Origin of the sequence: Brevibacillus sp., from assembly GCF_003521185.1 — a bacterium.
GTDB classification, from domain to species: Bacteria; Bacillota; Bacilli; order Brevibacillales; family Brevibacillaceae; genus Brevibacillus; species Brevibacillus parabrevis.
The window spans coordinates 121,029-134,616 of the sequence record NZ_DOTK01000078.1 but is presented as its reverse complement, the minus strand read 5'-3'; the positions used below and the strand labels follow the sequence as shown (position 1 = coordinate 134,616).

Here is a 13,588-nt window from a genome sequence, read left to right as displayed (position 1 = left end):
TGGGTAGCCTCCTACCCGATCGTACAAAATGGTGCTGATCAGCCTGCCATGTTGTTGATCGTGCCGCGCGGATAGTAAATGTTGACGTGATCGATGTAGAGTTTCTCCGGCTTGCCGCCCGTTCCGCTAAAGATGATTTTCAACTCGTAGTCAGGCGTAACTTTGTACGTGTAGATGGTTTCACCTGCTGCGGTCGTGGCACTGTTCGGCTTGCCCAACGTTTGCAGAACTTCCGCTTGGCTGATTGCTTGCAGGCGTGCATCGTAGGAGCGAATATCCACGACTTGCATGCCTTTGTTGAAGGCGAAGACCAATCCTTTGTCCATGTAGGTATTGTAGGTAATTCCATTGAAGGTCGCGACGATATCTGGTTTGCCGATCTGTTTTTCGATGTCATCAAATAAGTCTTTTTCGACGCGATATTCGCTGCCGAAAGTTTGCCCGTTTTTGGCCAGATCGCGGATGCTTTGCAAAATATCGGCATTGCTTCCGTACAGCATCAGGTTTTTGTTGCCTTGCGGGTAGTAGACGTTGTAGCGAACCAGGACGAGATCCTTGGCACTGGCGGTTTTCTTGCCTTGGAAGATAAACTTGATTTGGTATTTGTCTGTTACGTCGTATGTGTAAATCGTTTTACCGGCGAACTCGGAAATACGGCCGGGTTTTCCCATCGCCTTTTCCACCATGTCCGCATTGAGTTTCGCCAAGCGGGGATCGTTCGTGCGGATATCGACCACCTGCATGCCTTTGTTGTAACCGAACACGACACCGCGTTTGGCATAGGTGGAGTAGGTCAGGCCGTTTGCCTGATCGGTATGATCCGGCTTGCCCCAATCTTTTTCGACTTGATCAAAAACAGTCTGCTCCACGCTGTAAGGAACCTCAATCACTTTGCCTTTTTCGGCGTCTTTGCGGATGAGCGGCAGCAATTGCTCCGATTGCGGCTGAACAGGCGCAGGGGTTACGGCATTTCCTTTTCCAGCCGCTGGGCCAGGGGAAGCAGAAGTCGAGCCGGGCGTGTTGCTTGTGATTGATTCCGGCATGGTGCTTTGCTGGTTGTTGCTGATGAGGGTCGCTCCCATCCAGATCGTCGCCGCCAGAACAGAGCATACGGCCAAGCCTTTACCCAGAGCAGAGAAGCGGCCGGGGGAAGCGGCTGTTCGTTTAGGCAAGGAATGAGTGTCAGTCGAGCGGATCGTGGAGATGATTTCCTGTTTTTTATCCTGGTTCATTTTCATGTCAGGTAGTCCTTTCATGTCGTTTAGAAGCTGGTCGTCTGTTTTAGATGGCATCGCCTACCATCTCCTTTCTGTCTTGCATCAAATGCTCTTTTACCGCCTTCATGGCCCGGTGCATGGTCACGTTTACTTTGTTTTCCGACCAGTCGAGAATTTCGGCCGTTTCTTTGGGGGATAGCCCCTTTATCCCGCGCAAGATCAAGACTTCGCGATAAGCGGGCTTCATTTTTCTGACGGCCTGGTACAGGGCTTGCTGTTCGGCGTGCAGATGCAAAATTTCCTCCGGCGTTTTTGCTTCCGATTGAACCCCGGCAAGCCATTTGTCCGGCAGCCAGTTGCGCAGCCGATTTTTGCGGGCAAAGTCGATCGCTGTATGTCTGGCGATGGTGAGCAGCCATGTTTTCGGTTGCGATCGGCCTTCGAATGACTCCAGTGACCGCAGCGCCTTGAGGAACACATCCTGGACAAGATCCTCCACGTCCTTGTTTCCGGTGTAGTAGACGAGGAACTTGTAGATGTCGTCGCTATAGCGCAGAAACCATTGCTCGATGATGCTGTTTTTGTCCATAGCTGAACCACCTTTTATGCTTTCTACTTGTAATTTGACGACCAAGGCGTGCTTTCATTACAAAAGACGAAAAAAAACTGCCGGAAACATGACCGACAGTTTTTGGAAAGAACGTTATGAGTGCAACATGGAATCGCGTGTAAACCAGAGCCGATAACTCAGCATGCTGATCAGAACGGCGGAGACAGCAGCAGACGAGCTGAAGCTGAGCATGATGAGAATCTGGTAACGAACAGCTTCGATGGGACTGGCGCCAGCAATAATCATCCCCGTCATCATGCCGGGCAACTGGACAAGCCCAATCGTTTTCATCGTATCAAAAGTAGGAATCATGCTTGCTTTCACGGCGCGCTTGAGGACGATTTGCACCGCTTGCCGGGTAGTCGCTCCCAGGCACAAAAGCGCCTCGATCTCGCCGCGCGAGGTTTCCACTTCCCTGTTCATATGGGTAAGAAACAGGCTGCAAACGATCATGGAGCTGCCGATAATCATGCCGCTCATCGGAATCAAGTACTGAGGTGTCGGCGAAACCAGTCCGAGCGTCACCAACAGCCCCATGGTGACCAGCTCCGTGAGCGCAAGCGAAAGAGCGATGCGCCCAAAAATGCCGCGCAGCTTTTTCGCTTTGCTCGCCGCGTTCCAGGAGGCGACGGCAATCATCATGGCGATGAGCAGCAAAATGAACAAGATGCTGTCCGAATGAAAGACGAAATGCAACACGTAGCCAATCGCCAAAAGTTGCAGCGTCGAGCGGATCGTGCCGACGGCAATTTCCTTTTCCAGCCCAAGCCGCTGCCACAAGGAGAGGAGGAGGGCAATCAGTACGAAGGCAAATGCGATCCAGATCGATGTATACGTCATATAGGGTGTACCTCTTTCGCGCCTGGATGAGCTTGTGCTAGTGATGTCTGCAAAAAGTCCCGCGCCTGTTCGGTGGGCGGCGCCTGAAAAAACGCGTGGCTGGGCATGTCTGCCTGCAGCTGATGATCTGCCATGAACCAGATGCGTTCGCAGTTGTTTTTCGCCTCTTCCAGATCGTGCGTGACCCAGAGGATGGTCGTGCCTGTTTGTTTGTGCAAATCGACGAGCAATTGCTCGGTTGCCAGTTTGCTTCTCGTATCCAGCGAGGCTGTGACTTCATCCAATAGCAGAACAGCCGGACGCAGGAGCAGTGTCCGCACGAGGGCTACACGCTGTTTTTCGCCGCCAGACAGTTGCTGCGCTGGCTTCGTCCATTCGACCTGTTCCAGATGAAGCTGTTCAAACAGGGCGCGGGCGAGCTGTTGGTCAAAAGGGCGCTGGTGCAGCATGCTTGCGGTTCGCAAATTGTCTTCTACCGTACCGGGCAGCATGGTCGCCTGCTGGGCGACGTAGCTCATTTTCATTCGCCACAAGGCGCTCGGCCATTGCTCCATTGCTTTTTGCTCCATTCGGACGGTTCCGTGATCGGGAGCCAACAGTCGGCCTAAAATGCGGAGCAGCGTGCTTTTGCCCTGACCGGATTTTCCGAGGATTCCAATAATAGCAGGTTCTGAGATGGTTGCGTTCAAGTCGCGAAAAAGCCAGGAATCGGCAGAAGCGAAAACTTTTTTGCCCAACGATTCAATCTCCATGACGGTGCTCATGCAAATCCCCCCATCAACGGCAAAACACCGAAGAGGACGAGTCTTCGGTGTTTCTCCTTACGGCTATCTATGTACTTATTTGTGCTCCGACAGCCATTGTGCAACCGCTTGAATTTCTGGTTGCTTTTTCAGCATTCCTGGAGGCATGCCGCCTTTACCTTCTTTGATAATTTTGGCGATGTCTTCAGCGCTGTAAGTTGCCCCGACTTTGGTCAGGTTTGGACCTGCGATTCCTTCAAGGTTTTGCCCGTGACAGGAAGCACAGTTTTGTTTGAAAATAGCTGCAGCGTCAATGTTGGCAGTAGGTGCGCCGCCACCTTGAGCTTCTTCCCCATGTTTTGGCGGGAAAATAATCGATCCTACGAGTGCAATGAGAAAAACTAGAAACAAGATACCAAACGAAGTGAAAAAGGCCTTCGCGGAATCAATTACGTCGTTTTGATTCATGTCTTTTTTGTTGGACCCAGCCATTTGACAAAGACCTCCCGATGCAAATAATAAAGGTTCAACTGCAATTTTACGGCAAAATCTTGACAGTTGCAAGGCGACTGCCAAACAGACAAAGAAAGTACACAATTTGCCAATTTTGTGTAAACAATCTTTCACTATCTCTATCTATTGTGCCTAAAAAGTCGGAGATTATTTTGCGGATGATTGCTCCACATATAATGGAAAGGATAGCGGGTTGCTGTAACCAGACAAGTATGATAAAGTGGTTATATTGGTTTTTTACCGCCTTGGAAATCCGTTTTGAGGTGAATGTAGATGGCATTGGCTGCGAAAATTTTACTTGTGATCGCAAGTATTGGCTTAATTATCGTCGTGTTGCTGCAATCTGGAAAGAGTGCCGGCCTTTCGGGAGCGATTGGTGGCGGTGCAGAGCAACTGATGGGCAAACAAAAAGCCCGTGGGATTGACGCACTTTTAGGGAAACTGACCGTTGTATTTGCGGTTGCTTTCATGATTTTTGCGATTTTGCTCGGGTATTTCTTGAAAACAGGAGCGTAATAGACGAATAGCCGAAAGACAGCGAGTGCGACTTGCTGTCTTTTTCGCTATTCCGATTGCGATGTGGATGAACGGTGAATACTACATAGTAATGGAGAAATGGAACAGCGCGGTAGAGCCACGCGAAAAAAGGAGGTTTGTGAATGACAGATCAAGAAAAAATACTCGCGTTCATGCGCGAGCAGGCCTATCACCCGATGACAGTGAAGGAACTGGAGGAAGCGTTTGAAATCAAGGACTCAGCTTCCTTCAAGGAACTGGTGAAGACGCTGAACGCACTGGAAGCCGGCGGAGAGATTATCCGCACTCGTGCGAATCGATATGGTGTACCTGAAAAAATGAATTTGGTGCGCGGACGTCTGCAAAGCCATCCAAAAGGCTTTGGGTTTATCATCCCGGAAACACCTGACATGGAAGATGTATACGTACACGCCAACGACATGAACGGAGCGATTCACGGTGATACCGTGCTGGTTCGTGTGGAAAAGGAAGCGGGCGGCAATCGCCTGGAAGGACGGATCGTTCGCATCGTCGAGCGGGGAATGACCCAAGTTGTCGGGACGTTCAAGGACGAGACGTACTACGCGTTTGTCATCCCGGATGAAAAGCGGATTGGCAAAGACATTTTCATCCCGAAAACGGCGTACAACGGAGCGGTAGACGGCCACAAAGTAGTCGTCAATATCGTCCGCTACCCGGAAGGACGGGTGAATCCAGAAGGAGAAATCGTCGAGATTCTGGGGCACAAAAACGACCCGGGAGTCGATATCCTGTCGATTATCCGCAAGTTCAATCTGCCGGAAGCGTTCCCGGATGAGGTGCTGGCGGAAGCAGAGGCTTCGCCGGACGAAATTTCCGAAGACGAAATCAAGGAACGCCGCGATCTGCGCGACCGGATGATGGTCACAATCGACGGAGCGGACGCGAAGGATTTGGACGATGCCGTGTCGCTTGAAGTGTTGCCGAACGGAAATGTAAGGCTTGGCGTGCATATTGCCGACGTCAGCTATTATGTCCGTGAAAAGTCTGCGCTGGACAATGAAGCGTATCGCCGGGGTACGAGCGTCTATTTGGTCGACCGTGTCATCCCGATGCTGCCGCACCGCTTGTCGAACGGGATATGCAGCTTGAATCCAAAAGTGGATCGGCTGACGATCTCCTGCGATATGGAGATGGACCAAAATGCGCAGCTGGTGAAGTACGATATTTTCCTCAGCGTTATCCGTACCAACGAGCGCATGACGTACGCCGATGTGCGCAGCATCCTGGAAGACAAGGACGAAGCTTTGCTTGAGAAGTACAGCGAGCTTGTCCCGATGTTCGAGGAAATGAAGAAGCTGGCACTGAAGCTGCGTTCCAAGCGGATGCAGCGCGGAGCCATCGACTTCGATTTCCGCGAAGCGAAAATTTTTGTCAACGAAGAAGGCGCACCGACAGAGATCGGCTTCCGCACGCGCTCGATTGCCGAGCAGATTATTGAAGAATTTATGCTGGCAGCCAACGAGACAGTGGCAGAGCATTTCCACTGGATGAAGCAGCCGTTCATGTACCGCATTCACGAAGACCCGAACGCGGAGAAGCTCATGTCTTTCATGGAGTTTATCACGAACTTCGGCTATTCGATCCGGGGAAAAGGCAACTCTGTACATCCTCGTGCGCTGCAACAGCTCTTGGAGGAAGTCAAAGGCACGCCGGAAGAAATCATCATCAGCACGGTCATGCTGCGTTCCATGAAGCAAGCGCGCTACGACGCGGAAAGCCTCGGTCACTACGGGCTGTCCACCGAGTTTTACACGCATTTTACATCGCCGATTCGCCGCTACCCGGACCTGATTGTCCATCGCCGCATTCGGGATTGGATCGAGCAGGGCAACAACCTGTCAGAGAAGCGTTTGGCGTATTGGGCGGAGCAAATGCCGGTTATCGCCGAGCACGCTTCCCAGCGCGAGCGACTGGCTGTGGACGCCGAGCGTGAGACGGACGACCTGAAAAAAGCGGAGTTCATGAAAGAGCACATCGGAGAAGAATTTGAAGGCGTGATCTCCAGTGTTACCTCGTTCGGAATTTTCGTGGAGCTGCCCAATACGATCGAGGGGCTGGTGCACATCAGCTTCCTGACCGACGATTACTATCACTACCATGAGAAGATGTATGCGCTGGTAGGGGAGCGAACTGGCAAGCAGTACCGCATCGGGGATGTTGTGCAGGTTCGCGTGGCGAGTGTCAACGTGGATGAACGCACCATCGATTTTGAAATCGTCGGCATGACCAAAGCGGCAGGTTTCCGCGGCAGCCGCGAACGTACACCGCGCGTCATCGACGGACGCGGAGGAGAGCGCAAGCCGACTCGCGGCAAGCAGGATCGTTCCCGCGGAGGCCGCCCAGAACGGCCAGATCGCCAAAAGGACAAAAAGCACCCGGCTGAAATCCGGCAAAAATACAAGGATCGCCGCAGAAGCGAAGGAACCAAAGCTTCTCGTCCACCAGCTTCCGGATCAGCAGGTGCCAAGGAAGAGGTACTGCCAATCGGGACGGGCGGAGAGGAAAATCAATCACAGAACCAGAAAGGCTTCTGGGAAGATTTTGTCCGCTCCAAAAAGAAAAACCGCAAGAATGTAGCCAGCCAGGTCAAACGGAAACGCCGTTAAACGATTGTATAAGAGCCAAGGGGGCTTGATTTGAGTGCCAATCGGCCAGGAAAGCCCCCGAAGCTTCCGGGAAAATCGCTTGCCACCATCGGCAAAATTTGCTAGACTAACTGTTACGATACGCAGTACGTACGAGTGAGGTGATCTCCATGTCAAAAGATAAAACCGGGACCAAGACAGTCGCCCAAAACCGAAAAGCACGCCACGATTACCACATCGAGCAAGTATTCGAAGCAGGCATTGCCCTGACCGGAACGGAGATCAAGGCCGTGCGTGCAGCGCGCGTCCAGCTCAAAGACAGCTTTGCCCGCGTGCAAAATGGCGAATTGCTGCTGTACAACGTGCACATCAGCCCGTACGAGCAGGGCAACCGTTTCAACCATGAACCGGAGCGCACCCGCAAGCTGCTGATGAGACGGCTGGAAATCCTCAAGTTGAACGGTCTGATCCGCGAAAGAGGCTACTCGCTGGTTCCGCTGAGCATTTATTTGAAAGGCGGCTGGGCCAAAGTTGAGCTTGCTCTCGTCAAAGGGAAGAAGAACTACGACAAGCGCGAAGACCTCAAGAAAAAGGACGCAGCCCGCGAAGTCGAGCGCGCCTTGCGCGACCGCCAAAAGGCATAATGGATGGCTATGGCAAGCCTGGCAGCAATCAACGTTGAGTTTCCGCCATCGCTTGTGCTATAGTAGTGGAACAACAGCAAGCGGTACAAGCTTGCATGGACTGACTTGTAAACAACAGTCTGGATGTCGATAATGGCTCGTCATCTGGACTTTTTCTCACCTTATACCTCGGGGGCGTTCTGGATTCGACGGGGATGGTAGAGCATGAGAAGCGAGCCGGGGGGTTGCGGACCTCGTCACCAACGCAAACGCCATTAACTGGCAACAAACAACTTTCTCTCGCTGCTTAATAACCAGTGAGGCGCTACCATTCCATCGCCCATGTGGCATGACTAGCGCTCAACTTTAGTGGGATACGCCGGAGGCTTCCGCCTGGAGCCAAAGGAAGAAGATCAATCAGGCTAGGTAACGGGTCAGCGCGTCACTCCGCGAATCCGTCGCCGAAATTTAAATGAGTGACTGCGCTCGGAGATGCTCATGTATCGCTGTTTTCGGACGGGGGTTCGAATCCCCCCGCCTCCACCTAACAAATCCACAATTTTGATCTTGAAGATAACATCTACATGCTCTTTGTAGACAATCACCTTTTCTACATAACTACCGATAAACTTCTTGATTTCTGGAATGTTTTTCTCAGCTACATAAGCCTTGAACATGCCAAACAGTTGTCGCAGGATGTCCTCTGTGATGACTGTTTTTTTGTTGTCCATTCCCAGCTCTGTGATGCTGAATGTAAGATTGTTTTTCTGTTCCTCCAATTCTGTCATTTTCTCCAGGAAAGACGCTTGGGTAAAGCCTTGGGCGACTGCCGAAACGATGTTGTCGAGTTGCTTGCTGACGTCTTGCAGTTTTGCTTTTAGTGCTGACATTTCTGCCTGTCTTTCGGTATTCAATGAATTCTGGTGTTCGTTCAGCTGTTCGACAAGCTGGGGAATCACATCGTCATTGAAAATCTTGCTGTGCAGCTCGGAGATGACGAAGTTCTCGATATGTTCCCGGCGCAGCTCCTTGTTGTCGCAGTTCTTCTTGTTGTCTCGATTCCCGCAGCGGTAGGTGACGTACTTCATTTTGTTTCTGCCAATGGGACGGCAGTTTCCCATCATGGCGAATTCTTGACCGTGTTTTTCCAGGCACTCGCCACAGAAAATCAGGCCGCTTATCAGGTAGGATTCTTTCGCTTTGTAAGCAGCGGGGGAGCGCTTATTTGCTTTCATTTTTTCTACGACCTTTTGGTAGTCCTCGGGGGAGACAAGCGCTGGCATGCCATCGGGAACGCGAATTACGTCATCATCACCTTTAACAGAGTGTCCGTTGCGTTTGCCGAAAGCGTTTTTGCTTGCCGTCTTGTTGAAGACGTACACACCGCTGTACTTTTCATTACGCAGTATGTCGTGAATGCTGTTCTTGCCGAACGGCTTTCCCAGCTTGGTTTTGTATCCTTTGGCGTTTAAAGCGTCGATAATCTTATTGTAACCATAACCATCCAGGTACATAGAAAAGATCATCTTGACAGGAGCGGCTTCGGTTTCGTTGATTACATACTGTTTGGTAATCGGGTCTACGTCGTAGCCGAGGGGAGGGAGGCCCCCAGTGTGTTTGCACTGGTAGGCGTTCTCCTTCATGCCCTTCATTACTTCGCGGGCGAGGTTTTTGCTGTAGTATTCGGCCATTCCTTCCAGCAGAGATTCGAGAATGACGCTTTCCGGTGAGCCATCCAGGTTCTCGGTGACGCTGACAAGCTTGACACCGTTCTGTTTCAGCTTGCGTTTATAGGTGGCGCTGTCGTATTTGTCACGGCTGAAGCGGTCCAGCTTGTGGACGATGACCACTTCAAACAATTCGAGCGAGCTGTCCTGAATCATCTTTTGAAATTCGGGGCGCTTGTCCGATGTTGCGCTTTTGGCACGGTCAGCGTAGACTTTTACAATGTCGTAGTAATTGCGCTTGGCGTACTCCTCGATAGCTCTGATTTGTGCGTCGATTGACTCGTCGCGTTGGTTGTCGCTGGAGAAGCGAGCGTAGATGGCTGCTTTTTTGTTCATGTCTAGTTTCCCCTCTTTAAAAATAGGTTTGCCCTCCGATTTAAGAGAGAGGGAGTGAAATGCTATCGAGTCAAATCTTCATATATCCTACCGAGTAGACTAACTGCAGGAGAGAAATAATGTCGATCAGCATCGAAATCAGACGGTTCTTCTCTTATCAAGGTTAGCTTCTCAGGAATGTAGTGACCGATCTTTAAGTTTTTACGTAAAATCGTTGCTTTGTATGATTGGATCATTTTGCTTTTCACACCTTTATGGATTAGTTAGTCTATGAAATCCATATCAAATGAATCCTAATTGTCTGGTCTGAAATTGTTTGGCTCGTACTTGAAGAGATCGTCAAAGTACAAATCATCAAAGTATTGATCTTCGTCAAATGGATCAAAGCTTATATGTGGTATATCTTCAGGTAGTAACATCAAAGAGTAGTCTCCGAAATCAAGAATCCATACTGTCAAATTGAAATGGGGATAATTACTCTCAACCTCATATTCTTGGCAACGAAAAGGGTGCTCCTGTCTGTGTGTGATGTGTAGAACATATTTTTCATTGATTGCTTTTGACTTTAGTTCGAATATTTGTGCCCAATCCATTTCCAAATCGTTAGCGACTAGTTGGTCGATGAAACTATATAAAAGGAGTTTCAATTCGTCAGAAAGAATCTTATTGATGGTTTTAGAAGTACATCTTGGAACAAATTCTTGTTTCATTCAAACCAAGTCCTTTCACTTTCAATCACCGCATGTAACTAAAAGGGTCATAGATATAAGATCAACTTGAAAATCAGTTGATTCGAAAAAGAGTGTCGAAAGATTCAGTCGGATCACTATTGTCGCTTTTGACGCTACTGACGCAACAAGTTGTTGTAAATCGATGACACAATCAATTCGTTGCCGTCGTCAGGAGGAAATGCTTCTAGAAGGGAATACGTTTGGCTTTTCTTAGCTATGTGACCTCAAATATTAGAGGGTTCGGATTCCTTAGAAGAATTACCATCAGCATCTAATTCAGTTTCACGGTTTCTTGTGATCGTCGCCATTTTTGCTTTTCCTCCATGACGAATGTCAATGAAAATGTCTTTTTCTTGTAAATTGGATCGAATTTCTTTGACTCTACGGCTTAAGGAATGGGGAGCTCCAGGCCACTCTTTGGAGTGGGTATCGATCCTTTCAATTTTTGCAATCTTCTCCAATTCGTGTAGAAGATCAGTAACGGTCCCATGCCAAAGATCGGTGCGAGACATTAGCGCTACGATGGCTTCGGCTACAGGACTTGTAGAAATAGCCTCTTCGTTTGCTTTAATCTGGTTTACCTTGTAGGCTTTCAGAAAATATTCTCCTTTGAATCCCATAGCTTCAGTAATGGCATATCCCCATCGAGTGAAGTCTGCCATTCTAGGAAGCCACTCCGGATGCACGTTAGGGTAAATTTCAATTGCTTTTGAAAGTACTTTCATTGCACCACCAAGAATAAATGGTTTATCTCTTTCAAATTGTTCCCAAAGAAGTCGCTCTTCCTTACGCTCGTTTTCGTCAACTCGATCCAATTCTAGAATGATGGATCGGTCTATTAAGTCGGCTTTCGTAGCTACCACATTGATGCCGTTAAGCGTCACGCAACCTTTAAATGACAAAATAGCTTCTTCATCGTCTGAATATAATTTTCTTTTGGTAATGGTTCCACCAGTGACGGCTGTACAGAGCAGGTTACTCTGTTCTGTGGAAATGCTAGTCAGGTTATCAAATGATGTCATGTAGTTATTATGGAGTGACAGGGCCAAATCACTTGTACTACGTGGCATAGAAAGCAAATTTGAGATCGCTGGATCAATTATTTCTTTTGTCATTCTCATGGACGTAGACTTTGCCGCTCCCTTTTCACCGAAGAAAACAAGTACTGGATGTGGAATATCTGGAATTAAACAGGAGATTAAATAAACCAGATACAATAACTTATCTGTATTTCTCTTTAGTCGAATGTGTTTTAGAATTCGCCGTACATCACCGCTAAAGTCGGGCATGGCTTGGGCTTTCATGTTTCGTTTGCTGATGAAAAAGAGCGGAGGAGCATCAATTACTTTACAATCTCCGGGGGAAATCTCTATTACTCTCGATTTTTCATCGTTTAAATTGTAGTAAAAATTATTGTTGTGCTCTCCTATCCGAAGGCAAAGTTCATGTTGATTTCCGTCGAAGATAGCTTCAGCTTCAAGTTGACTTTGAGCTTGATTCACGGAGTCAGGAGACGGGGATTTCCCGTTCCTTTTGTAATAATGTGACAGCAGAAAACGGGAATAATCCTTGCTTTTCACCTTCATTGTTCGGGTTCTTCCATCTAAACAAACTTCGGCATAGGCTTCGTTTGAAGGGTCATGGAAAAGATAGGAGTAATCATGTCCAATCCGAATGAGCAAATCTGCTTGAGTTTCTTCTTTTATTGATTCGCCGCCTTCTTGAAAAACGTAAGGTGTAGGCTTGGAATTTGACATTTTTTTCTCCTCTCGGGCTTGCCACACTTTTTGAGCGAATAAAAGCGTCAAAAGTGTCAGTACAGGAATGATGCTGTTGACTGTAGTGACGCTTTTGGAGGGAGGAAGGACCGTCACCATTCCTTCCCCACACGGTACGGCATTCAGACTGTTCTGCATTGTCGGAATTAATTTGCTTGTCCTGGTAATGTAAAAGAAAAAGTACTAATTAAATTCGTCAACAGTAAAGACGATATTGTAATCGCGAATACCTAGATTAGACAGAATGGAAGTAATTCTAGGTCCAAAAAACTCCATTGTGACCCAGATAATATCACAAATGGTATATACAAAGGGTCCTTCTTTAGAATGATAGTAGAACTCGATGAACCCGTTTTTGCATTGATTGTGAATATATTCAAAATGATTATTGAAATGCAATTTTATCTCCTCAATTTGTTTGATGTCACAATTGATGTGAATTTTAAAGTCGGAAATATAAAATTCTTCTCCTTCATCAACTCTGAGCATCAAACTAAATCGTTGGTCAATAAATTCTCCTATATATTTTTCCAACTCTGCTTTTCCCAATCTAGCAATACCCTTTATAAGGGTTTCTCTATGTTCGGGTAAATAGCTTGGTGCTAAGAAATGTTGTTCTTCTGAGATGGTAATAACAATGGAATTTTCCACTTCTGGATATTCAAGATGTTTAATATTTGGTAAGACTTCAGCAGTCAATGTAATTTCATTAGGCGTTACCAGATGTGTTTCACTTAGTTGCTTGAAATAACTGATGATCTCTCCTTCTGAATAGACTTGCAGCAAAGTTGGTAAGCAAATTTCATGGCTTATTGCATCTCCGGAGAATATAGAATAACCGGAAATACCAAGCGCTCCTTGTGAAATAAGTGTTTTAAGATACAGAACAGAATCCAGTGACTGTACACGTAGAGTTTGAAACTCGTATTGAAGTTTTTCCATTTTCCTGCTCCTTTCGAATGTGTTGGCAGCGAATGAAAAAATAAAAGCGCCAGCAAGAAACCTAATGAATCTAAGGACTCATTAGGAAACTTACTGGCGCAAATCGTCGATTCGCTTTTTGTCGTCACTTTTTGAACATAATGTTCTTTCATCGTGCCGGCCAATTTAATTGTTGAGAAATAATATAACATGTCATCGATACTCTGTAAAGTATAAAGTGTAAAATAAAAATTATACTAGACAAGCCAGTTAAAATGAACTAACGCTAGGCAAAGTGATGCACAGCCAGATGGTTATCATGTATGCAAATTACCTAGGAATCGCAATGTAGACAATGGCTTCTTTCCTACGGATTCCATCTATCCATTGCATAACCTCTGATCAA

General features: G+C 47.8%; 11 protein-coding genes, 1 other RNA gene and 1 pseudogene. 4 read left to right on the top strand and 9 right to left on the bottom strand.

Features of this window, described 5'->3' with window-relative positions; translation table 11 throughout:
- Positions 1-38: 38 nt before the first annotated feature.
- The 5 genes from DEP07_RS23280 to DEP07_RS23260 all read right to left on the bottom strand — a co-directional run bounded on the left by DEP07_RS23280 (position 39) and on the right by DEP07_RS23260 (position 3,902).
- Complete coding sequence (locus DEP07_RS23280) at positions 39-1,292, bottom strand: YjgB family protein (RefSeq protein ID WP_242774074.1); 1,254 nt, start codon at positions 1,290-1,292, stop codon at positions 39-41.
- Positions 1,282-1,806 carry an RNA polymerase sigma factor gene (locus tag DEP07_RS23275; protein ID WP_122963683.1) on the bottom strand — a complete coding sequence of 175 codons (525 nt, stop codon included), beginning with the start codon at positions 1,804-1,806 and terminating at the stop codon, positions 1,282-1,284. The genes DEP07_RS23280 and DEP07_RS23275 overlap by 11 nt, the downstream gene beginning before the upstream one ends.
- Positions 1,807-1,920: 114 nt before the next feature.
- Positions 1,921-2,667 carry an ABC transporter permease gene (locus DEP07_RS23270; RefSeq protein WP_122963684.1) on the bottom strand — a complete coding sequence of 249 codons (747 nt, stop codon included), beginning with the start codon at positions 2,665-2,667 and terminating at the stop codon, positions 1,921-1,923.
- Positions 2,664-3,431 (bottom strand): ABC transporter ATP-binding protein, encoded by a 768-nt coding sequence (locus tag DEP07_RS23265; RefSeq protein ID WP_173599425.1) that lies wholly within the window; start codon positions 3,429-3,431, stop codon positions 2,664-2,666. Before DEP07_RS23265 ends, DEP07_RS23270 begins: the two co-directional genes overlap by 4 nt.
- Positions 3,432-3,506: 75 nt before the next feature.
- The gene (locus DEP07_RS23260; protein WP_173597700.1) at positions 3,507-3,902 is read right to left on the bottom strand and encodes a YqzM family protein; all 396 of its coding nucleotides are present in this window, start codon (positions 3,900-3,902) and stop codon (positions 3,507-3,509) included.
- Between the two features lie 294 nt (positions 3,903-4,196).
- Between DEP07_RS23260 and secG the strand changes: the two genes are divergently transcribed.
- From secG to ssrA, 4 genes are all read left to right on the top strand, one after another.
- Positions 4,197-4,439: a preprotein translocase subunit SecG gene (gene secG / locus DEP07_RS23255; protein WP_003843341.1), complete on the top strand. Its 243-nt coding sequence runs from the start codon at positions 4,197-4,199 to the stop codon at positions 4,437-4,439.
- 143 nt (positions 4,440-4,582) lie between these two features.
- A complete protein-coding gene (gene rnr / locus DEP07_RS23250; protein ID WP_122963687.1) occupies positions 4,583-7,087 on the top strand; it encodes a ribonuclease R in 2,505 nt (834 codons plus the stop codon).
- A gap of 149 nt (positions 7,088-7,236) precedes the next feature.
- Positions 7,237-7,710: an SsrA-binding protein SmpB gene (smpB, locus tag DEP07_RS23245; protein WP_122963688.1), complete on the top strand. Its 474-nt coding sequence runs from the start codon at positions 7,237-7,239 to the stop codon at positions 7,708-7,710.
- 170 nt (positions 7,711-7,880) lie between these two features.
- Positions 7,881-8,235, top strand: a transfer-messenger RNA (tmRNA) gene (gene ssrA, locus DEP07_RS23240).
- A gap of 497 nt (positions 8,236-8,732) precedes the next feature.
- On the opposite strand, the pseudogene DEP07_RS23235 reads toward ssrA, so the two are convergent.
- From DEP07_RS23235 to DEP07_RS23220, 4 genes and pseudogenes are all read right to left on the bottom strand, one after another.
- Positions 8,733-9,752: pseudogene (locus DEP07_RS23235) on the bottom strand (recombinase family protein); the annotation flags it as partial.
- A 293-nt stretch (positions 9,753-10,045) separates the two neighbouring features.
- Positions 10,046-10,462: a DUF960 family protein gene (locus tag DEP07_RS23230; RefSeq protein WP_287103100.1), complete on the bottom strand. Its 417-nt coding sequence runs from the start codon at positions 10,460-10,462 to the stop codon at positions 10,046-10,048.
- Positions 10,463-10,707: 245 nt separating this feature from the next.
- Positions 10,708-12,360, bottom strand: coding sequence for a hypothetical protein (locus DEP07_RS23225; protein ID WP_287103099.1), 1,653 nt, complete (start codon positions 12,358-12,360; stop codon positions 10,708-10,710).
- Between the two features lie 84 nt (positions 12,361-12,444).
- Positions 12,445-13,203: a hypothetical protein gene (locus tag DEP07_RS23220; protein ID WP_287103098.1), complete on the bottom strand. Its 759-nt coding sequence runs from the start codon at positions 13,201-13,203 to the stop codon at positions 12,445-12,447.
- Positions 13,204-13,588: the final 385 nt, after the last annotated feature.